This window comes from Vibrio sp. RE88 (genome assembly GCF_013113835.1).
Taxonomy (GTDB): Bacteria; Pseudomonadota; Gammaproteobacteria; order Enterobacterales; family Vibrionaceae; genus Vibrio.
Genome location: NZ_VTYQ01000003.1, coordinates 872,381 through 893,844, shown reverse-complemented (window position 1 = coordinate 893,844; position 21,464 = coordinate 872,381). Strand labels below are relative to the sequence as shown.

General features: G+C 46.8%; 17 protein-coding genes. 14 read left to right on the top strand and 3 right to left on the bottom strand.

All coding sequences use genetic code 11. From position 1 onward, the window contains the following. Nucleotides 1-289 precede the first annotated feature (289 nt). The 9 genes from rodZ (at nucleotide 290) to F0265_RS10045 (ending at nucleotide 9,726) form a co-directional block, all read left to right on the top strand. Nucleotides 290-1,285, top strand: a complete 996-nt coding sequence (gene rodZ / locus F0265_RS10085; RefSeq protein WP_171748736.1) for a cytoskeleton protein RodZ — start codon at nucleotides 290-292, stop codon at nucleotides 1,283-1,285. A gap of 8 nt (nucleotides 1,286-1,293) precedes the next feature. Then, a complete protein-coding gene (gene ispG / locus F0265_RS10080; RefSeq protein ID WP_019274159.1) occupies nucleotides 1,294-2,412 on the top strand; it encodes a flavodoxin-dependent (E)-4-hydroxy-3-methylbut-2-enyl-diphosphate synthase in 1,119 nt (372 codons plus the stop codon). A gap of 31 nt (nucleotides 2,413-2,443) precedes the next feature. Continuing rightward, nucleotides 2,444-3,712 (top strand): histidine--tRNA ligase, encoded by a 1,269-nt coding sequence (gene hisS / locus F0265_RS10075; protein ID WP_171748735.1) that lies wholly within the window; start codon nucleotides 2,444-2,446, stop codon nucleotides 3,710-3,712. A gap of 61 nt (nucleotides 3,713-3,773) precedes the next feature. Then, the gene (locus F0265_RS10070) at nucleotides 3,774-4,388 is read left to right on the top strand and encodes a YfgM family protein (RefSeq protein WP_038156430.1); all 615 of its coding nucleotides are present in this window, start codon (nucleotides 3,774-3,776) and stop codon (nucleotides 4,386-4,388) included. An 11-nt stretch (nucleotides 4,389-4,399) separates the two neighbouring features. Continuing rightward, nucleotides 4,400-5,560 (top strand): outer membrane protein assembly factor BamB, encoded by a 1,161-nt coding sequence (bamB, locus tag F0265_RS10065; protein ID WP_171748734.1) that lies wholly within the window; start codon nucleotides 4,400-4,402, stop codon nucleotides 5,558-5,560. Nucleotides 5,561-5,715: 155 nt separating this feature from the next. Then, nucleotides 5,716-7,203 carry a ribosome biogenesis GTPase Der gene (gene der, locus F0265_RS10060; RefSeq protein WP_171348002.1) on the top strand — a complete coding sequence of 496 codons (1,488 nt, stop codon included), beginning with the start codon at nucleotides 5,716-5,718 and terminating at the stop codon, nucleotides 7,201-7,203. A 59-nt stretch (nucleotides 7,204-7,262) separates the two neighbouring features. Continuing rightward, nucleotides 7,263-8,129, top strand: a complete 867-nt coding sequence (locus tag F0265_RS10055; RefSeq protein WP_171748733.1) for an alanyl-tRNA editing protein — start codon at nucleotides 7,263-7,265, stop codon at nucleotides 8,127-8,129. Nucleotides 8,130-8,440: 311 nt separating this feature from the next. Continuing rightward, the gene (locus F0265_RS10050) at nucleotides 8,441-9,430 is read left to right on the top strand and encodes a sensor domain-containing diguanylate cyclase (RefSeq protein ID WP_171748732.1); all 990 of its coding nucleotides are present in this window, start codon (nucleotides 8,441-8,443) and stop codon (nucleotides 9,428-9,430) included. Between the two features lie 77 nt (nucleotides 9,431-9,507). After that, a complete protein-coding gene (locus tag F0265_RS10045) occupies nucleotides 9,508-9,726 on the top strand; it encodes a zinc ribbon domain-containing protein (RefSeq protein ID WP_171748731.1) in 219 nt (72 codons plus the stop codon). Here the strand turns inward: F0265_RS10045 and xseA are convergent. After that, nucleotides 9,723-11,054, bottom strand: a complete 1,332-nt coding sequence (xseA, locus tag F0265_RS10040) for an exodeoxyribonuclease VII large subunit (RefSeq protein WP_171748782.1) — start codon at nucleotides 11,052-11,054, stop codon at nucleotides 9,723-9,725. The two genes, F0265_RS10045 and xseA, sit on opposite strands and share 4 nt — an antisense overlap. Before the next feature lie 231 nt (nucleotides 11,055-11,285). Here xseA and guaB point away from each other — a divergent pair, with 231 nt between their 5' ends. The 4 genes from guaB to F0265_RS10020 all read left to right on the top strand — a co-directional run bounded on the left by guaB (nucleotide 11,286) and on the right by F0265_RS10020 (nucleotide 17,239). Next, complete coding sequence (guaB, locus tag F0265_RS10035) at nucleotides 11,286-12,749, top strand: IMP dehydrogenase (RefSeq protein WP_006959688.1); 1,464 nt, start codon at nucleotides 11,286-11,288, stop codon at nucleotides 12,747-12,749. Between the two features lie 126 nt (nucleotides 12,750-12,875). Then, nucleotides 12,876-14,429, top strand: a complete 1,554-nt coding sequence (guaA, locus tag F0265_RS10030) for a glutamine-hydrolyzing GMP synthase (RefSeq protein ID WP_171748730.1) — start codon at nucleotides 12,876-12,878, stop codon at nucleotides 14,427-14,429. Nucleotides 14,430-14,741: 312 nt separating this feature from the next. Beyond that, on the top strand, nucleotides 14,742-16,397 hold the full coding sequence (locus F0265_RS10025; protein ID WP_171748729.1) for a chitinase: 1,656 nt from the start codon (nucleotides 14,742-14,744) through the stop codon (nucleotides 16,395-16,397). 251 nt (nucleotides 16,398-16,648) lie between these two features. Further along, nucleotides 16,649-17,239, top strand: coding sequence for an acetate uptake transporter (locus tag F0265_RS10020; RefSeq protein ID WP_171748728.1), 591 nt, complete (start codon nucleotides 16,649-16,651; stop codon nucleotides 17,237-17,239). A gap of 119 nt (nucleotides 17,240-17,358) precedes the next feature. Here the strand turns inward: F0265_RS10020 and F0265_RS10015 are convergent, their stop codons facing one another. Both F0265_RS10015 and F0265_RS10010 read right to left on the bottom strand, forming a co-directional pair. Beyond that, entirely contained in the window at nucleotides 17,359-18,897 is a 1,539-nt protein-coding gene (locus F0265_RS10015) for an alanine/glycine:cation symporter family protein (protein WP_006959678.1), read from the bottom strand. Between the two features lie 282 nt (nucleotides 18,898-19,179). Beyond that, nucleotides 19,180-20,433 (bottom strand): D-amino acid dehydrogenase, encoded by a 1,254-nt coding sequence (locus F0265_RS10010; protein WP_171748727.1) that lies wholly within the window; start codon nucleotides 20,431-20,433, stop codon nucleotides 19,180-19,182. Nucleotides 20,434-20,536: 103 nt separating this feature from the next. Here F0265_RS10010 and F0265_RS10005 point away from each other — a divergent pair, with 103 nt between their 5' ends. Further along, nucleotides 20,537-21,433, top strand: a complete 897-nt coding sequence (locus F0265_RS10005) for a LysR substrate-binding domain-containing protein (protein WP_171748726.1) — start codon at nucleotides 20,537-20,539, stop codon at nucleotides 21,431-21,433. The last annotated feature ends 31 nt before the right edge of the window (nucleotides 21,434-21,464 follow it).

Here is a 21,464-nt window from a genome sequence, read left to right as displayed (position 1 = left end):
CTGGCTTTTTTGTAAATTGGTATTGCTAAATAATGTCAAAATCAGGAAAAACCTTGAGCTGCTTGTAATTTATGCGCCTTTTCTATGTTGTTTCATCTCTGATATCTATTAGAATTAAACTTTAGTGCTTTAGAGGTAATACCTCTGCGATTGAGTGAAGCACTTTTATGCAATTTGGTGAGGCAATATCCTCAAAAATTTTGGATTTTGAACAAAACCAGCACAACTAACGAAAAACGATAAACGTGCGATTGGCTCAGAATCCCCTGAAAAGAGACGTTAAAACATTATGAGTGCTGAACAGCAAACACCAGTACAAGAAGAGAATAAAATCGAAGCGGGTACGATTTTAAAGCAAAAACGTGAAGAGCTTGGCCTGACACAGCAACAAGTGGCGGATCGACTGCGTTTGCGTCGTTCAATCATTGAAAACATCGAATTGAATCAATTTGAAAGTGAACAGGTGGCGACCTTTACTCGTGGTTACCTGCGATCTTATGCTCGTGTCGTAGGCATCAAAGAATCTGTGGTGTTGTGCGCATTAGATGATTGTGGTGAAGCACAGCACGAAGAGCATGAAATGCAAAGCTTTTCGCAAAAGACCAACAAAGAAAAACACGATAGCCGCATTATGACCCTGACATGGGGCATTTTTGCCATTATTGTCGGTATCTCTTCTGTTTGGTGGTGGCAAAACCAAGAAAACAGCGCGGTTGAGCTGACCACGGCAACGGAACAAGAAATGAAAATCGAGCAAGAGCTGGCTGAAAACAAGGAGCTGGATTTTGCTGCGGTTGAGCCAAGCCTGATTAACGAATCACCAGAGGGCCAGCAAGTGGTTGAACAGCCACTTGAAGAGGTTACTACTCCGGTAGAAACAGCAACGGCTGAGCCTGAAATCGTTGAACAGCCAACGGAAGTTGTCCAAGAAATTATTGAGCCTGCTGAACCTGAAGTCGTCACGGAGCAAGCCACTGAACCGGTTGTTGTCGCAGAGCAGAACCAACCAGAGAAAGAAAGCGAAATTTCTTCAGCACCCGCTATAGTCGCTAACCTTTTAGAAATGTCTTTCAGCGATGACTGCTGGATTCAGGTGAAAGATGCGACGGGTAAAACACTGGCGACAGGCATTAAGAAAGCTGGCCAGGATTTACAAGTGAGCGGTGAAAGGCCTTATAAAGTGATTTTGGGTGCCCCTGAAAACGTTTCAATGACATTATCAAGTGAACCTGTCGACCTTTCTGGGTATACTTCAGGCAAAGTAGCAAGATTCACCTTACCTTAGAAATAAATATGCAACACGAATCTCCTATCAAACGTCGCCCATCGACTCGTATTTACGTGGGCGATGTGCCTATTGGTGACGGTGCTCCGATTGCAGTGCAGTCGATGACTAACACCAGAACAACAGACGTCGAAGCGACTGTTGCACAAATAAAATCACTGGAAAATGTCGGTGCTGATATCGTTCGCGTGTCAGTTCCTACTATGGATGCGGCTGAAGCCTTTAAGCAAATTAAGCAGCAGGTCAACATTCCGCTGGTGGCTGATATTCACTTTGACTACCGTATCGCGCTGAAAGTCGCTGAGTACGGCGTTGACTGTCTGCGTATCAACCCAGGTAATATCGGTAACGAAGATCGTATTCGTTCAGTTGTTGATTGCGCGCGCGATAAGAATATTCCTATCCGTATCGGTGTGAATGGCGGCTCTCTGGAAAAAGATATCCAGATGAAGTACGGCGAACCAACGCCTGAGGCTCTGGTAGAGTCTGCAATGCGTCATGTCGATATTCTGGATCGTCTTAACTTTGACCAGTTCAAGGTCAGTGTGAAAGCGTCAGATGTATTCCTCGCTGTGGATTCGTATCGCTTGTTGGCGAAGAAAATTGATCAGCCACTTCACTTGGGCATTACTGAAGCGGGCGGTGCTCGTGCGGGTTCTGTGAAGTCTGCGGTTGGTCTGGGTATGCTATTGGCAGAAGGTATCGGTGATACGCTGCGTATTTCTCTGGCAGCCAACCCGGTTGAAGAGATCAAAGTAGGCTTTGATATTCTTAAATCCCTACGTATTCGCTCCCGTGGTATCAACTTCATTGCTTGCCCAAGCTGTTCACGTCAGGAGTTTGATGTGATTAGCACGGTTAACGCGTTAGAAGAGCGTCTTGAAGACATCATCACGCCGATGGACGTGTCTATCATCGGCTGTGTCGTCAATGGCCCGGGTGAAGCTGAAGTCTCTCATCTTGGTCTTGCTGGCAGTAACAAGAAGAGCGCATTCTACGAAGACGGTAAACGTCAGAAAGAGCGTTTCGACAATAATGACCTTGTTGACCAGCTAGAAGCTAAAATTCGTGCAAAAGCTTCAACATTAGATGAAGCAAACCGCATCGACGTAAAAGTAAAAGATTAATCTCAACGTAACCAAAATTACGGTAAATATTGTGGCAAAGAAAATCCAAGCAATTCGAGGCATGAACGACTGCCTTCCAACTCAATCACCACTGTGGCAAAAACTTGAAAACGCAGTGAAGAATGTAATCAGCGCATACGGTTACAGCGAAGTGCGCATGCCAATCGTTGAGATGACTCATCTATTTAGCCGTGCTATCGGTGAAGTCACGGATGTGGTTGAAAAGGAGATGTACACCTTTGACGATCGCAATGGTGACAGCCTGACTCTTCGTCCGGAAGGGACTGCTGGTTGTGTACGTTCTTGTATTGAGAACAGCCTGATTGACCGCTCTGAGCAGCGCCTATGGTACATGGGACCTATGTTCCGTCATGAACGTCCACAGAAAGGCCGCTACCGTCAATTCCACCAGTGTGGTGTAGAAGTGTTTGGTCTGGATGGTCCAGATGTCGATGCTGAACTTATCATGATGACAGCTCGTCTGTGGCGTGAGTTGGGTATTGATAAGCACGTTCGTCTTGAGCTGAACTCTATTGGTTCTCTAGAAGACCGTGCTAACTACCGCACAGCTTTGATTGCCTTCCTTAAGCAACACATCGATATTTTGGATGATGACTGCAAACGTCGTATGCACACAAACCCGCTGCGCGTTCTGGATACCAAGAACCCAGATGTTCAGGCGATTCTTGGTGATGCGCCACGTCTTTCAGATTACCTTGGTGAAGAGTCCAAACAACATTTTGCTGGTCTTTGTGAACTTCTTGACGCTGCAGGTATCGAATACACAGTAAATGAGCGTCTGGTTCGTGGCCTTGATTACTACAACCGCACGGTCTTTGAGTGGATCACGGAAAGCTTAGGGGCTCAAGGCACGGTATGTGGCGGTGGCCGTTATGATGGCCTAGTCGAACAGTTGGGTGGTAAAGCAACGCCAGCTGTCGGTTTCGCAATGGGTCTTGAGCGTCTGGTTCTCATGCTAGAAACGCTAGAACTGACAGACGTTCGCCGCTCTGTTGATGTCTACATGGTTACTGCGGGCGAAGGCACTATGATGGCGGGCATGAAGCTGGCTGAGCTACTACGTGAGCAAGTTCCTGGCATTCGTGTGATGAACCATTTCGGTGGTGGCAACTTTAAGAAACAATTTAAGCGTGCCGACAAGGTGGGTGCAGCAGTGGCGCTGGTTCTTGGTGAGAACGAAGTAGCAGATAACACTGTGGTACTGAAAGACCTGATTGGCGGTACTCAAGAAACTTACGGCCAAGCAGACGTTGCAGCTAAGCTGGCAGAGTTGGTTTAAACGCATTCAAATTTGAAGTGGTGATTCTAGTCACCACTTTTTAGATTTAAGAGGACAGGAAGTGGAACTCTACGATACTGAAGAACAACAAGTAGAAGCGATCAAAGATTGGTGGAAAGAAAACGGTAAAGCGGTGATTTTCGGCGCGGTTATCGGTCTGGGTGGCCTATTTGGTTGGCGCTACTACCAAGATTCAGTGACAGCAGCTCAGGAAGCGGCGTCTGAAAGTTATACTAAAGCTGTTCAGGAGCTAGCGGCCAAAGGTGCTGAAGGCGAAGGTGCGGTTCAGAGCTTTATTGATGGTAACAAAGAGACTCAGTATGCAGTCCTAGCGGCTCTTCAACTGGCTAAAGTTCAGGTTGAAGCGGGCAGCTTAGATGAAGCACTTGCGCAGCTTGAATGGGCAAAAACAGCGACTGAAGACCAAGCACTCATTTCTGTTATTTCTTTCCGTCTTGCTCGCTTGAAAGCAGAACAAGGTGAATTTGATGCGGCTGTTTCTGAGCTTGCTGCAATCAATGATGAAAGCTGGGCTGGACGTGTTGCGGAGCTGAAAGGGGATATTCTTCTTCGTAAAGGTGACGCGGAAGGTGCGTACGCAGCTTATACCGAAGCACAGCAAGCGGATGATGCAAGTCAGACTATACAAATGAAACTGGACGATCTGGCGAAGTAATGGTGCTGTGCATGAATAAAATGCTGAAAAAAGCCCTCACTGCGGCGGCCATCGTGGGTGTTCTGGCTGGCTGTGCCAGTGAAGAAGATACCATTATCATGGCGCCAGTGCCTCAGGTTAACAGTGAATTCACTCCTAAGAGCGAATGGAGTGCCAGTGTTGGTGATGGCGTATCAAACTACTTCTCGAAATTGTCTCCTGAATACGCTTATGACAAAGTCTTTGTTGCAAGCCGTGAAGGTATTGTGAAGGCACTGAACCCTGAAAATGGCAGTACCTTATGGCAACAAGATCTTGAACAGAATGTTCCTGCTCGTTTATCTGGTGGCATCACTGCAGGTTACAGCCAAATTTTTATTGGTAGTGAAAACGGTCAGGTCATTGCCCTAAACGAAGAAACCGGTGAAGTTAACTGGCGTGTAGATGTTGAAGGCGAAGTGCTAGCGGCACCTGCGACGGAAAGCAACTTAGTCATTGTTCACACTGCGACGGGTATGTTGATTGCTCTGGATCAGGCAACTGGTGATACCAAGTGGACCATCAGTACAGAAGTGCCAAGCCTGACTCTGCGCGGTAACAGCGCTCCTGTGACGGTCTCTGGCGGTGTATTCTGGGGAACAGCGAATGGTCGTCTAGCGGCTGCGATTGCAGAGCGTGGTCAACTGATTTGGCAACAGCCTATCGGGACACCGCAAGGAGCAACAGAAATCGATCGTCTAGTCGATGTTGATGCTTCTCCACTGGTTCTTGGCAGCACACTGTACATTGTTGGTTATAACGGTCAATTGACCGCTATTGACTTGCGCTCGGGTAAATCGGTCTGGAAGCGTAAATACTCGTCATCTACCGATCTTGCCAGCGATGGTGGTCGTCTGTTTGTGGTAACAGATAAAGATTATCTGGTCGCCGTTGACGCACGCAGTGGCACAGAACTTTGGAGTAACGAGCAGCTTGAACACCGTCTATTGACTGCTCCAGCACTCATTGATGGTTATGTGGTTGTAGGCGATAGCGAAGGTTATCTGCATTGGCTTGACCGCGATACTGGCGAATTTGTTGCACAGCAGCAAATCAACAGCAGCGGCTTCGCTGTCGCGCCGATTAATGTGCCAGATGGCTACATTGCAGTAACACGTAATGGCGATGTAAAGAAACTGAGCATTACCAAGTAATCGTGTGATATAATTCACATTCGGCTCCTGGCTGGTAACAGTTGGGAGCCGTTTTATTGGATAGAACAAAAGAAAATCTGTAGTTATAGGTAAACACTGGTATTGGGATTAGTCATTACCTATAACTACATAGAAAGTATATTGTAGAGGTTGTTATGGTACCTGTTGTTGCTCTGGTAGGGCGTCCAAACGTTGGTAAATCAACGTTGTTTAATCGACTGACTCGCACGCGTGACGCATTAGTCGCGGACTTCCCTGGCTTAACTCGTGACCGTAAATATGGCCAAGCTAAGCTTGGTGAACACGAATTTATTGTGATTGACACTGGCGGTATCGACGGTACTGAAGAAGGTGTTGAAACTAAAATGGCTGAGCAGTCGCTTGCGGCGATTGATGAAGCTGATGTTGTACTGTTTATGGTGGATGGCCGTGCCGGTCTAACCCCATCGGACATCGCAATTTCTAACCACCTGCGTAAAATTGAAAAGCCTTCAATGCTTGTGGTTAACAAGGTTGATGGTATTGATGCGGATGCAGCGTCGGCTGACTTCTGGCAGCTAGGGGTTGAAAACATGTACCAAATTGCTGCGGCACATGGCCGTGGTGTGGGTGCATTGATCGATCGCGCTCTAAACCCATTTGCTGAGAAGATGGCGGAAGAAGCACGTGGTGAAATCGAAGATCTGACAGACTTCATTGACGAAGATGAAGAGAAGCTTGATTACACTGAGGAAGAAGCGGAAGCTGAATTTAAGCGTCTGCAGGATCAACCAATCAAATTGGCGATTATCGGTCGTCCAAATGTTGGTAAATCGACGCTCACTAACCGCATCCTTGGTGAAGAACGTGTGGTTGTGTATGACATGCCAGGCACAACTCGTGATTCTATCTACATTCCGATGGAGCGAGACGGTCGAGAGTATGTCCTTATCGATACTGCGGGTGTCCGTCGTCGTAAGCGTATCAACGAAACAGTAGAGAAGTTCTCCGTTGTTAAGACTTTGAAAGCGGTAGAAGATGCTAACGTTGTGCTGCTTGTTATCGATGCACGTGAAAACATCTCAGACCAAGATCTTAGCCTGCTTGGCTTTGCATTGAACGCGGGTCGTTCGATTGTCATTGCCGTTAACAAGTGGGACGGTCTGGATATGGACGTTAAAGAGCACGTTAAGAAAGAACTCGATCGTCGCCTTGGCTTCGTTGACTTTGCTCGCATTCACTTTATTTCTGCTCTTCACGGTACTGGTGTTGGCCACTTGTTCGAGTCTGTTCAGGAAGCGTATAAATCAGCGACCACTCGCGTGGGCACTTCGGTTCTGACTCGTATCATGAAAATGGCGACCGAAGATCACCAGCCACCATTGGTTCGTGGCCGTCGCGTGAAGCTGAAGTATGCACACGCAGGTGGCTATAACCCACCAATTGTGGTGATTCACGGTAACCAGGTTAATGAACTGCCGGATTCTTACAAACGCTATCTGATGAACTACTACCGTAAGTCATTAGAGATCATGGGTACGCCGATTCGAATTCAATTCCAAAACAGCGATAACCCATTTGAAGGCAAATCAAACAAGATGACCCTGTCTCAAGAGCGTAAACGTAAGCGCTTGATGAGCATGATGAAAAACCGCAAAAAATAATACAGAACAACAAAAAGCGCCTTTAAATAAGGGCGCTTTTTTTTATACAGGATAGCTAGATGTCTGTTACACCTACAATTACACGCTTTTGTCACGATACGTGGCAGCTTACTTCTCCGGTTCAACGTGTTGAATTGGGGCAAGATTACCTTTACCTCATCACCGAAATGACCCCATTCCATCCCGTGAGTCATATCTGGCCAGATCATCCTGCGGACAAAGGAACCATTGATGGTCACGTAGTGGTTGATTGTTTGGTTGGCGCTGTCGAACTCAGCAGCAATGAACTCTACGTTGGTAGTGCAATCCCAGTCAAACGCGATGAAGACGGATGGGCATTTGTTGTTGTTCATTGCCTAGATAAATCGGTCACAGGCTTTGAGTCCGAGCAGGAAGTCACACTTGTTGTAGACAAACCGTATCAGCAAGCACTGAGTCGGGGACACAGTGCCGGGCATATCGCCTATTTAGCGCTTAACAAAGTGTTAGTGGAAAACGGTTACTGGCGCAAAGAGGCAGATCGTAAAGACCCACACGGCTACTACGACTTTAACAGTTATGCTCAAGAGACAAGCTTTGTGAGTGAAGATAAGTGTATCGATACATATCGTCTTGGAAAAACACTGCGCAAGCGAGGGCTAAACAGTGCAGACATGCTGGCTGACCTAGAGAAGATACAATCTTGGGTTAACCAGCAGATAGCGCAATGGTTAACGATTGCAGCTGATATCGAGATAAAATGCTGTGGCGATGCGTTAACCGACTCACGTTATTGGCGGTGTGATCTTGGAGAGCAGAGCCTTGCTGAAATCCCATGTGGCGGCACACATGCTAAGAATCTCAATGAATACAAAGGGATTACAGTGAGTTTAATTCAAATTGATGCGCAAAATATTGAAATGCACACCAATGTAATCGCGGCATAATTAGAATGCGATCCTTTTATTAAATTCTGAATTGTTGGTTTTTAATCTTTATTTTGGTATTTAGTTTTGTATTAAATCCAAAAACAGCACATGTAACTTATGCTTTCGGTGTGTGGTTATATAAATATTCTTTTCAGGGGTGATCGCTGATCAAAATGGATTTAGCCGATGATCTCATTAAGATCTTTAGCCCATAATATAGGTGTCAGCTCGATAATCAATTATTCAATATGCTAGTGTGGTTAAGGTCTGATTATAAAATCGTCTTATATGTTACTTTGTTCTGTTAATAATAAAAACGAGTCAGCCTTATGAGTTATCACCGACTTCTGCACGCTCACAGAGAGGTCAATAAGTTGCTCACCAAGCTTGCATTAGGAATGGGGAAAGCAGAACTCAATCGCAGAGTGGTTGATCTGTCCGAACATTGGTTTGGTGAACGTCGAGCGTCCATCTTGCGTCTTGATGAGTCGACACAGCAATTGCATTTGGAATATGCGCCTAGTTTGCCTGATTTCTACAATCAGGCGATAGAAGGGGTTGAGATTGGAGAACATGTCGGCTCTTGTGGCGCAGCGGCTTTTCTTAAGCGAACGGTTGTGGTGGAAGACATCAACCACCATCCCAACTGGGCACCTTTTCTCTCTATTACTGAAAAAGCCAATCTTCGCGCCTGCTGGTCGGTGCCTATATTGGCAAATGATCAGACCGTGATGGGGACTTTTGCGATATACAGTTCGCAACCTTCTAAGCCAAGTGAAGAAGAACTGGAAGTGCTTGAAATGCTGGCTTCCCTTTACGCTGTCGCATGGGAAAAATATCAGCTTGAACAGCAGCTTCATTATCATGCGAGCTATGATTGCTTAACGGGCTGTCTGAACCGGCGTGCATTGCTACAGCGAGCCTCTGATTGCCTCAACACTAACTTAACTTACGTTGCATGCTTCTTTGCCGATATTGATAAGTTTAAGCAGATCAATGATAAGAATGGGCATGAAGCAGGGGATGTCGTATTAATGGCGGTTGGCCGTGCCTTCAAACATTGTTTTGCAGAGGCAGGCATGAGTGGGCGTTATGGTGGTGATGAGTTTGTCGCGTTTGCATTTTCAGACAATGAAGAATCTCTTCACTCCCTACATGCCGAGCTACGAGAATGCTTAGCAGAGATCACCCCGCTGCAAGCGATTGATGTGAATGTGAGTGTCGGGTTGTCTATTGTGAATATTGAACGACTGGATTCTATCGAGTGTTTGATCAAACAAGCAGATAAGCAGATGTATCAGGTTAAGCATCACCACTGAGAATGACTTGGATCATTGTATCTGGAGTGCTGCAGAATATAAGCTCTCAGTAGAAACATCGATTGAGAGAATTCAATATGAATCCGTGTCCAGTATGTCAAAAAGAACTTGAGTGGCAAGACCGCTACCACTGTGGTGACTGTGCGAGTGATTACATCAAGGTTGGCTACTGCCCTGAGTGTGATGACAAGCTGGAAAAACTACAGGCTTGTGGCTCAGCCAGCTACTTTTGTCACACCTGTAATGAACTTAAGTCGAAATCCAGAGTTGGTTTCCAATTCATTAAACAGGCTTAAACAACGGTCGAACGTATTTCACCATCGGATAAACGGGTGACCAAAGTGTCGCCTGTTTTTGTCTCGGCTGCTTTAGTCAGCACCTTACCTGATGCATCTTGAGTGATGGAGTAGCCACGCTTTAACGTCGCGAGCGGGCTGACAGTATCCAGTTTCTCGGCGGCCAGTGCGAGTTGGTGGCGAGAGTTAAGTAGTTTTCTGTCCATCGCATCCATCAGAGTTTGCTCTAGTCTTTGTAGCGAGAGTTTCTGCTCATTGAGTCGCGCCACTGGAGAATGAAGTTGGAACTTGTATTGCTGGCGTTCTACATTCTGGCTTCGAGTTGACAGGTAGCGTTCCATTGAGCGTTGCAGACGAACAGACAACTCGTCGAGCTGTTGGCTCTGTCTCTGAAGTTGATGAGACGGGTGTTGACGCTCTAGTCGGTGCTGTAGCGTCGACGTGGCTTGTTTATGCTTGGTCAGATAATGTCGAATGGCACTGTGAAGTTTGTGCTGACGAGTATTGATAGCTTGCGCTTTGTGGCTGTTATCTCGGCTGACTAATTCCGCTGCGGCTGACGGCGTAGGTGCGCGCATATCGGCAACAAAGTCGGCGATAGTCACATCGATTTCATGGCCAACAGCGCTGATAATAGGTATCTGACTGGCTGCAATTGTACGTGCGACAATTTCGTTGTTGAAGCACCAAAGATCTTCCAAAGAGCCGCCACCACGACCAACAATCAACACATCACATTCGTTACGACTATTCGCACAACCTATCGCCTGTGCGATCTGAATGGCCGCATCTTCTCCTTGAACCAATGTTGGGTAAACCACGACAGGTAACGAAGGATCACGTCGCTTAAGGACATCAAGAATATCGAAGAGGGCAGCGCCGGTTTTGGAGGTCACTACGCCAACGCGTTTTGGGTGTTCTGGCAATGGCTTTTTGCTGGTTTGAGCAAACAGTCCTTCACCAGCCAGCTTCATTTTCAGTTCTTCAAACTGCTGCTGAAGTCGGCCATCGCCCTCTGGCTGCATACTCTCGATAATAAGCTGGTAGTCACCACGAGGCTCATACAAAGACAGACGAGCTTTGACTAACACCTGATTGCCATTCTGCGGTTTAGAAGTCACCCGGCGATTGTTACCACGGAACATGGCGCACTTAACCTGCGCACGGGAGTCTTTGAGGGTAAAATACCAGTGGCCTGAAACGGGCGCAGAGAAGTTTGAGATTTCACCGACCAACCACACAATACCCATTTCATTTTCTAGTAATAGGCGAACTTCAGAATTAAGACGAGATACAGTGAAGATGTTTTGATTGGTCAGAGATGACACAGCTAATCTCATAGGCGTGAGTATGGAAATTAGCGGCAATATAATACATAGCAAGGGGGTAATTGCAAGAAAAAAATTAAAAAAACTTGTGGTCAAGCGATTGCGTTAGCCGTATAATCCGTCCGCAATATCTAATCCAAATGCAGCCTAGCTTCTCCGCTGACTGCCCTCATTATGCGAAACGATGAGACCGGATTGTTCTTTTACTCCTCTAATTGTGAGATATTGCAAATGCTAAGAATTGCCAAAGAAGCGCTGACATTCGACGATGTTCTACTAGTGCCAGCACACTCCACCGTTCTCCCAAACACAGCTGATCTTCGCACTCAGCTGACGAAAAACATCACCCTTAACATTCCGATGATTTCTGCCTCTATGGATACCGTGACGGAAGCTCGTCTGGCTATCGCTCTAGCGCAGGAAGGTGGCATTGGCTTTATCCACAAAAACATGTCGATTGAGCAACAAGCTGAAATGGTTCATCAGGTTAAGATTTACGAAGCTGGCGTGGTTTCACACCCGGTTACTGTAAACCCTGATGCAACAATTGCAGACGTTGTGGCTCTAACAGAAAAGCATGGTTTTGCAGGTTTCCCTGTCGTAACTGATAACAATGAGTTAGTTGGTATTATCACTGGCCGTGACGTTCGTTTCGTAACTGACCTTTCTAAGAAAGTTGAAGTCGTTATGACACCTAAAGAGCGTCTGGCGGCAGTAAAAGAAGGTGCAACTCGTGAAGAAGTGCAAGAGAAAATGCATGAAGCACGTGTTGAGAAAGTACTGGTCGTGAACGATGAGTTCCAACTAACCGGTATGATTACAGCAAAAGATTTCCATAAAGCAGAACGTAAACCAAACGCATGTAAAGATGCGCAAGGTCGTCTACGCGTTGGTGCAGCAGTTGGTGCTGGTGCAGGTAACGAAGAGCGTGTTGCAGCCTTGGTTGAAGCGGGTGTTGACGTTCTACTTATCGACTCTTCTCATGGCCATTCTGAAGGCGTCCTAAACCGAATTCGCGAAACTCGTGCGGCTTACCCAGATCTAGACATCATTGGCGGTAACGTTGCAACGAGTGCAGGCGCTAAAGCGCTGATTGAAGCGGGTGTCAGTGCGGTTAAAGTGGGCATCGGCCCTGGCTCTATCTGTACCACTCGTATCGTAACAGGCGTGGGCGTTCCTCAGGTTACTGCTATTGCAGATGCGGCAGAAGTTGCGAACGAATACGGTATTCCAGTTATTGCGGATGGCGGTATCCGTTTCTCCGGTGATATCTGTAAAGCTATCGTTGCTGGCGCATCATGTGTGATGGTTGGCTCAATGTTCGCTGGTACCGAAGAAGCACCAGGTGAAGTGATTCTATACAACGGTCGTTCTTATAAAGCTTACCGTGGTATGGGCTCTTTAGGCGCGATGTCTCAAGGTTCATCTGACCGTTACTTCCAGTCTGATAATGCTGCCGACAAACTTGTTCCTGAAGGTATCGAAGGCCGTATCGCATACAAAGGTCGTCTAAAAGAGATCGTTCACCAACAAATGGGTGGTCTACGTTCAAGCATGGGTCTTACTGGCAGTGCAACCGTTGAAGATATGCGTACTAAAGCTGAATTTGTACGTATTTCGGGCGCTGGCATGAAAGAGTCTCATGTACACGACGTTCAAATTACCAAGGAAGCACCAAACTACCGTCTAGGTTAATTTTTACTGTTGTAAAAAGAACACCTATATACCTGACGTAAACGTTTGCTTTTTTCCTTGAAGCATTAATAAGAGGCGAGTACACTCGCCTCCGTTTTAATAACCTAGCTTATAAGACTGCTCAAAATGACTAAAAATATTCATGACCAACGTATTCTGATCTTGGACTTCGGTTCTCAATACACTCAGCTAGTCGCACGCCGTGTACGTGAAATCGGTGTGTACTGTGAACTGTGGAGCTGGGACGTTGAAGAAGCGGATATTCGTGAATTCAATCCAGACGGTATCATCCTATCTGGTGGTCCAGAAAGCGTAACGGAAGATAACTCTCCACGCGCGCCTCAATATGTATTTGACTCTGGTGTGCCAGTACTAGGTGTATGTTACGGCATGCAGACTATGGCTGAGCAGCTAGGTGGTAAAGTAGCTGGCTCAACCGAGCGTGAATTCGGCTATGCACAAGTCAAAGTTTCTGGTGAATCGGCACTGTTTAAAGATCTTGAAGCAACTCAAGACGTGTGGATGAGCCACGGTGACAAAGTGGTAGAAATTCCAGCGGACTTCGTAAAAGTCGGCGAGACCGACACTTGTCCTTATGCGGCAATGGCCAATGAAGAGAAGAAATACTACGGTGTTCAGTTCCACCCTGAAGTAACGCACACTAAGCAAGGCAAGCAAATGCTTGAGAACTTTGTTCTTGGCGTATGTGGTTGTGAAGGGCTTTGGACTTCTGAATCGATCATTGAAGATGCCGTTGCGCGTATCAAAGAGCAAGTGGGTGACGACGAAGTCATCCTAGGCCTGTCGGGCGGTGTGGATTCATCTGTCGTTGCAATGCTGGTTCACCGCGCTATTGGTGACAAGCTAACCTGTGTATTCGTCGATAACGGCCTGCTTCGTCTTAACGAAGGTCAGCAAGTGATGGATATGTTCGGCGACCAATTCGGTCTGAACATCATCAAAGTTGATGCGGAAGAGCGTTTCCTTACAGCTCTTGAAGGCAAGTCGGATCCAGAAGAAAAGCGTAAGACTATCGGTCACGTATTTGTCGACGTATTCGATGAAGAGTCTAAGAAGCTGAAAAACGCGAAATGGCTTGCTCAGGGTACTATCTACCCAGACGTCATTGAGTCAGCGGCATCTAAGACGGGTAAAGCACACGTAATCAAATCTCACCATAATGTTGGCGGTCTGCCAGACGATATGGAAATGGGTCTCGTTGAGCCTCTGCGTGAGCTGTTCAAAGATGAAGTTCGTAAGATTGGCCTAGAGTTAGGTCTGCCTTACAACATGCTTTACCGCCACCCGTTCCCAGGTCCTGGTCTAGGTGTTCGTGTGCTTGGCGAAATCAAGAAAGAGTACTGTGACTTGCTACGTCGTGCAGATGCAATCTTCATTGAAGAGCTACATGCAGCGGATCTTTACAACAAAGTATCGCAAGCGTTCACGGTATTCCTACCAGTGCGCTCTGTTGGTGTAATGGGCGATGGCCGTAAATACGATTGGGTGGTTTCTCTACGCGCAGTTGAAACGATCGACTTCATGACGGCACATTGGGCGCATCTACCATACGATTTCCTTGGTAAGGTATCTAACCGTATTATCAACGAAGTTGACGGTATTTCACGTGTGGTGTACGACATTTCGGGTAAGCCACCAGCAACGATTGAGTGGGAATAATCCTGTTCGTTGATGCAAAACGCTAAAAGCCAGCCTTCGGGCTGGCTTTTTTAATGGCTTAATAATTATATAGTGTAATGTTCTGATAAATTCACATTACCCGCTGATGATGACAGTGTCATTGGATTCTATATCGGTGAATTATTTGGTGTTTTTGAATCCAAAAGACATTTTTATTGGCCTAGACCGTTTCTTATTTCGTTGTAACTACAAAGTGACTCGCAACTTAACATCAGGCGAGTTCATTCACCGTGATTCTTGATCTGACTTTTTCTAATCTCTTTTCAGTTTTATAAAACAAGGAAAAGTGAGATGAAGAAAGTAAGTTACTTGGCCGCCGCCGTATCCTTGGCTGCCATATCGTCCAGTTGGGCGATGACCAATATTCAACCTGACCCGCAGAATCCGAATGGTTATGTGGTTGCCCGCGCTGACATTCAGGCGGCAGAGCAAGCACAAACTTCTGACCCTATGTACCAGATATGGTCTCAGGCACTCACTACCGCACCGAATAGCGTTGTTGAGGCGATTGAGCCTAGCCTTGCCACTAATCCAGATAACGTTAAGCGCGCTGAACGTGTGTTCCCTCAGGCGGAGTGGGATTTTCTGACCAATATGGCTGCGCCTGAGTACACTTATACCCGCTTCCTACGGGCGATTGGTAAGTTCCCTGCGTTTTGTGCCGAGTATACGGATGGAAGAGATTCCGATGCGATCTGTAAACGCTCGATCGTGACGGCATTTGCCCACTTCGCGCAGGAAACTGGGGGGCATATTGCCAAAGATAATGTGTCGGATAACCCGTTAGGCCTTGAAGAGTGGCAACAGGCGTTAGTGCATGTGCGTGAAATGGGCTGGTCAGAAGGCCAGGAAGGCTATACTACTGGCTGTGGTCAGAACGATTGGCAAAACAAAAAATGGCCGTGTGCGGCGGGGCAGGGTTATTTTGGACGCGGCGCCAAACAGCTTTCTTACCACTTTAATTACGGCGCGTTCTCCGAAGCGATGTTTGATGGCGATGCGTCCGTCTTGCTCAACAACCCAGGCTTAGTTGCCGACTCTTGGCTGAACTTAGCGTCTGCGATCTGGTTTTTCCTAACCCCACAAGCACCGAAACCCGCCATGTTGCATGTGATTGATAAAACGTGGTCGCCTTCTCAACGTGAAATTGAAGCGGGGATTGGTTATGGCTTTGGCACCACGATTAACATCATCAATGGGGGAATTGAGTGTGGTGAGCAGAATAAAAATAAAGGTCAGCCCGTCAACCGCATAAGATATTGGGAAGGACTGTCGTCTTATTACCAGATTCCAATCGAAGCCGATGAAAAGAATACCTGCTGGCAACAGACTCCATACGGTAGCCTTAACCTAAATGGTGCGACGGATGTGTTGTACACCAACTGGGATGGCAACTGGAAGTACTATGCTGATCGTCCGGGTGGTTATTCATTTGAGTGTGAATTAGTTGGATTCCAGACCGCTTACTCTGCGTTGGTTCCGGGTGACTACGAAAAATGTGTGACTAATTTGTACGGCTCTCACGCGAGTTGGCCTGAAGTGCGTGTCGTTGATCAGCTAGACCCGGTTGACCCTGATCCAGGCACAGGAAAGACTTGGAGTGCTACTAAGGTCTACAACACAGGTGATGAAGTCACCCATGAAGGGGCGACGTATAAAGCGAAATGGTGGACACAAGGTGATAATCCGAGTGCTGGTGGACCATGGGAACTGGTTTCTGGTACGCCAACGGAACCAACACCGGAGCCTACGCCAGATCCAACCCCGAATCCTGACCCAACACCAGCGCCTGATACCTTTATTCAGTGGCAAGCGGGTGTCACCCAGGTTGCCAACGGCGATAAAGTGACTCATGAAGGTAAATGCTTTGTCGCTAAAAATGGCCCGGGCGTTTGGGATACGCCAACCCAGTCGAACTGGTTCTGGGATGAAATCTCTTGCCAGTAATGTAAAAGGCTCATTACTCATTAACTAAGCTCCTGCAATAAGCAGGAGCTTTTTATTTTCGGCCACTGAGAGCAATGAACGGTGGCGTTAAGCCGTTGATTGTTCAATTGATGATGGATCACTGTTATTGCTTCTGACTTTATAGAACGGTTTTCGGAATCTTAGATTGCACATTCCAGATCTATCTTTTTTATTGAACGGAATTAAACTTCGCGCGTAAATTTTATTAATTTTTTTGAAAGGTGTGCGAAATGTCAACAAAACTGGCTAACCCAGCTCCACTTGGTCTGATGGGTTTCGGTATGACAACCATCCTGCTCAACATCCATAATGCAGGCTTCTTCCCAATTGATTCAATGATTTTGGCAATGGGTATTTTCTATGGTGGTCTGAGCCAAGTAATTGTCGGCATGATGTGCTTTAAACGTGGTGATACGTTTGGTACTACCGCATTTACTTCTTATGGCTTGTTCTGGCTTACACTGGTTGGCTTGATTGTTATGCCTTACATGGGTTTACCGGCAAGCCCTGCACACTTTATAGGTTGGTACCTAGCTCTGTGGGGTATCTTCACTGGTTTTATGTTTATCGGCTCTCTCTGCTACCCAACTGCAAAGCAAGTGGTTTTCGGTTCGTTAACTATCCTGTTTTTCCTACTTGCTGCACGCGAATTCACAGGCAGCACGCTGATTGGCACAATTGCAGGTTTTGAAGGTATTTTCTGTGGTGCAAGTGCAATCTACTTCGCGATGGCTCAAGTACTGAACAACGAATATGGTCGTACGATTCTGCCAATTGGTGAGAAAAAAGTATCAGTCGCAACGGAAGCTGTTGCTGCGTAAAGAATATTGCTGGCGTGGCGATTGGCCGTGCTAGAAATATAATTGGGAACATAAGATGAAAGGGGTTAGCCATTGGCTAACCCCTTTTTTACCACTGCTTTTTATCTTAGATATCCAAATTAGGTTGAAGGTTGCTCAACAGGTTTGGATTCTTCTTCTGCTGTAGGCTCTTTGCCTGTCTTACGACGGTATTTATCTTCCCAGTAATCTGCACCTTTGATGCCTAGTTTTACAGGGTTGAACGTGTACTCTTTCACGCCTTGTTTCTGCTGCTCTTCGTAATCATTTAGAGCCTTAAGTGCTGGCTTCGCCATGAAGAAGATAATCAGAATACCGACGATGTTTAGCCATGCCATCAGGCCAACACCCACGTCACCCATTGCCCATGCAAGGTTTGCAGTCTTAACTGTACCGTAGAACACAACGGCAATAAGTGCCAATTTCAGTACGAACATCAAGCCGTTAACTTTGATGTGGCGACGGATATAGGCCACATTTGTTTCCGCAATGTAGTAGTACGCAAGAATGGTTGTGAAAGCAAAGAAGAACAATGCAATCGCAATGAACGGCTTACCAATGCCTGGTAATGCACTTTCAATTGCCATCTGAGTGAAGACTGGGCCGTTCGCCGCAATGTCAGCTGCTACGTTCTGAACTAGGAAACCTTCTGCGCCGTGTACGTTGTATGCACCTGTAATGATGATCATAAATGCAGTTGCAGAACATACTAGTAGCGTATCAATGTAGATAGAGAACGACTGTACCAGACCTTGCTGAGCTGGGTGGTCAACGCTTGCTGCTGCAGCCGCGTGAGGACCTGTACCTTGACCCGCTTCGTTTGAGTAAACACCACGTTTAACACCCCAACCGATAGCCGCACCAACACCTGCCATAGGTGTGAACGCATCACCAATGATCATTGAGAATACGCGTGGTACTTCGCCGATGTTTAGAAGGATGATGATGAAGGCCGTTACGATGTAAGCCAGTGCCATGAAAGGAACCACGATCTGAGTGAAGTTCGCGATACGCTTAACACCACCGAAGATGATGAAGGCTAGGATGACAGAGATAATAGTACCTGTCAGGATTTTCGCAAAGCTGAATGTGCCGATCGCTGTCTCGATCATTGCACCTGAACCAAACGCTGCCTCAACAGCATTACCAATACTGTTTGACTGAACACCCGGTAGTAGGAAACCACAAGCGAAAATGGTTGCGATAGCGAAGATCCACGCGTACCACGTTTGACCCATTGCTTTCTCAATGTAGTAAGCAGGACCACCACGGAATTCGCCGTTGTCTTCTTCTTTATAAATCTGCGCCAGTGTTGATTCTGCGTAAGCTGTCGCTGCACCAAAGAATGCCACAACCCACATCCAGAAGACTGCACCAGGACCACCGAAACCGATAGCTGCTGCAACACCTGCAATGTTACCTGTACCTACACGTCCAGAAAGTGAGACGGCGAGTGCCTGGAAAGAAGAAATGCCCTTGGACGAGCTTTTACCTGAAAGAAGTAGACGCCACATTTCGCCGAAGTGACGAACTTGCACGAATCGCGTCATGATTGAGTAGAACAAACCAGCGCCAAGACACAAATAAATCAGTGCCGGACTCCAGATGATTCCATTCAGAAAATCAACTAATGACTGCATAAGTATTTTCCCTGTTTAGTTTTATAGTGGTTGTTTTCTGAACAGGATATTAACCTTTTTGTAACTCCGATGTTAACCAATTTATACTTTAAAGTTTGTTTGCGTGAGCTCAGGCACAAAATGCTAAATAAATGTTAACGAGTGGTGTTATTGTAGTGCGGAATTTTAAATTGCTTGAGAATTGAATTGATATGACTAAATCCACAGCGCACTTAGGAATATGCGCCGTGTTTGGTAGCTCGTTTTTTGTACTGTTATTGTTAGGTCTTGCAGGTATTTATACTATTCGCCGTACCGATATGTACTCAGCTCTTTATATTGAAGGTTATTAGACCTAGTGATTACCTCGGTCAGAATATCTGCTGAGCCACAGGCCATTGTCCAACCTAAGGTGCCATGGCCCGTATTGGTGAACAGATTCTCGATCTTTGTCTCCCCAATAATGGGTGTCCCATCTGGTGTCATTGGGCGGAACCCCGTCCAGTATTCGGCTTGATTTAAGTCCGTACCCTCAGGAAATAGGTTAGAAACAACATGATTTAAGGTCGCCAGTCGCTTGTCTGGTAGAGCTGGGTCAAATCCGGCTAACTCGGCTGTGCCCGCGACGCGTATCCGGTTTTCAAATCGTGTGACCGCCACTTTGTACGTTTCATCCATAATGGTTGATTGCGGAGCAAAGTCGTGATTGATCACAGGTAGAGTTAACGAGTAACCTTTTACTGGATATAGCGGGATGTCTATCCCGACTTGTTCCAGAAGGTTCTTGGAGTAACTGCCCATCGCCACGACAAATTTGTCGGCTTCGATTTCACCTTGTGATGTCGCAACAGACGTGACCTGATTGCTTTGAACGTTCAAACGCTGAATCTCAGTGTTAAACAGAAACTCGACGCCAGCGTGCTCTGCCATTGCCTGAAGTTGCTGGCAAAACAGGTAGCAATCTCCGGTTTCGTCATCTGGTAGATAAAGTCCGCCAGTCAACGTGCCTTGAATATTGGCCAGCCCCGGCTCTTGAAGCAGACACTCCTTGGCATCCAGCAATTGATAACGAGTGCCACTCTCTTCAAGTAAAGCAATGTCTTTCTCTACGGCTTCCAACTGTTTATGGTTGCGGAAAATTTGTAGCGTCCCTTGAGTGCGCCCCTGATAGTTGAGATCGTATTGCTGGTTTAACTGCGCTAAACACTCTCGGCTACGATTGGCAATCGCTAACATACGGGCTTTGTTAATCCGATACCTGTCCAGCTGACAATTTTTCAACATTTGGCTGGCCCAACGGAGAAGTTCTGGGCTGAGGCTAGGTTTGATTTTTAGCGGAGCGTGCTCTTCTAACAGCCATTTCATCGCCTTGATTGGTACGCCGGGCGCAGCCCAAGGGGATGAATAGCCATAAGAGATCTGCCCGGCATTCGCAAAACTGGTTTCTTCAGCGGCGCGGGGCTGACGATCAACAACCGTGACCTGATAGCCTGCTTGAGACAAATACCAAGCGCTGGTTAATCCCACCACACCACTGCCTAAGATAACGACTTTCACACTCACCCCCTCAAATTAACCATTTGGTCAAGCGTGGTGGATTTACATCTGATTAACAATCGATAAGAATTAACAATACCGTTTAGAAAAACTAAAAGCTTTTATGAAATCTGTTCTGCTTAATGGCATCAATCTGGTGTGCATCGTCGCTAAACACAGCAGTCTGACCAGCGCTGCACGTGAGCTCAATCTCACTACGGGAGCGGTCAGTCAGCAACTGCAGGCGGTGGAAGAGCGCTTAGGTTTTAGTGTGTTTGAGCGTCACGCAAGAGGCATCCGCCTGACTGACAAAGGGGATAAGCTGGTCCAGTCTGTGACACCACATTTGGCCGCGATCGAGGACAATGTCTACAAATTGACGCATGTTACCGAGAGTAAGCAGATACGGCTTAAACTCACGCCCTCTTTAGCCTTCAAATGGTTGGTGCCGCGCTTGGACGATTTTCAGAAGCGCCATCCAGAGATTCAGATCCACACGTTTGCTGAAGGGGCGCTGGTGGACAGTGAAAGTCGAGACTATGACATTGCTATTGATTACGGGCCCTTGCCATACAAGTTGCCTGACGCTGAGCTGTTGATGGAAGAATCTCTTTTACCTGTGATGAGCCCGGGGTATTTTCATCACTTTTCACACCTGTGTGCGTCGGGCACGGCTGAAGACTGGCAGCAAGTCACTTTGCTTCATGACGCTATGCCTTGGAGCGATTCTGCGAAGGATCAGGAGTGGAAATACTGGGCCGCGCAGCACAATCTTGACTTCGACACTCATCAAGGTCACTTCTTTAATCGCACCGACATGGCAATGTCTGCGGCGGAAGCGGGGTTGGGAATTGCGCTGGCACGAATGGCCCTTTTGGGGAATGAGCTCAATCAAGAAAGGTTAGTCGCGCCGTTTCCTGCCATTCGTGCCAATGCGGGCTATTTCATTATTACCCACCTTGATAATCCTCATACCCGATTGTTTAAAAGTTGGCTGAAACAACAAAGCCTTATTGATTAAGTTGTAAATTGCGTTTGCGAGTGCATATGCA

Bases quoted from the DNA above. Each gene is read 5' to 3' on its own strand.
- F0265_RS10015 (WP_006959678.1), bottom strand. From the start codon at position 18,897: ATGCAGTCATTAGTTGATTTTCTGAATGGAATCATCTGGAGTCCGGCA.
- F0265_RS10055 (WP_171748733.1), top strand. From the start codon at position 7,263: ATGTCTGTTACACCTACAATTACACGCTTTTGTCACGATACGTGGCAG.
- F0265_RS10025 (WP_171748729.1), top strand. From the start codon at position 14,742: ATGAAGAAAGTAAGTTACTTGGCCGCCGCCGTATCCTTGGCTGCCATA.
- rodZ (WP_171748736.1), top strand. From the start codon at position 290: ATGAGTGCTGAACAGCAAACACCAGTACAAGAAGAGAATAAAATCGAA.
- der (WP_171348002.1), top strand. From the start codon at position 5,716: ATGGTACCTGTTGTTGCTCTGGTAGGGCGTCCAAACGTTGGTAAATCA.
- F0265_RS10050 (WP_171748732.1), top strand. From the start codon at position 8,441: ATGAGTTATCACCGACTTCTGCACGCTCACAGAGAGGTCAATAAGTTG.
- F0265_RS10020 (WP_171748728.1), top strand. From the start codon at position 16,649: ATGTCAACAAAACTGGCTAACCCAGCTCCACTTGGTCTGATGGGTTTC.
- F0265_RS10045 (WP_171748731.1), top strand. From the start codon at position 9,508: ATGAATCCGTGTCCAGTATGTCAAAAAGAACTTGAGTGGCAAGACCGC.
- guaA (WP_171748730.1), top strand. From the start codon at position 12,876: ATGACTAAAAATATTCATGACCAACGTATTCTGATCTTGGACTTCGGT.
- ispG (WP_019274159.1), top strand. From the start codon at position 1,294: ATGCAACACGAATCTCCTATCAAACGTCGCCCATCGACTCGTATTTAC.
- bamB (WP_171748734.1), top strand. From the start codon at position 4,400: ATGAATAAAATGCTGAAAAAAGCCCTCACTGCGGCGGCCATCGTGGGT.
- F0265_RS10005 (WP_171748726.1), top strand. From the start codon at position 20,537: ATGAAATCTGTTCTGCTTAATGGCATCAATCTGGTGTGCATCGTCGCT.
- guaB (WP_006959688.1), top strand. From the start codon at position 11,286: ATGCTAAGAATTGCCAAAGAAGCGCTGACATTCGACGATGTTCTACTA.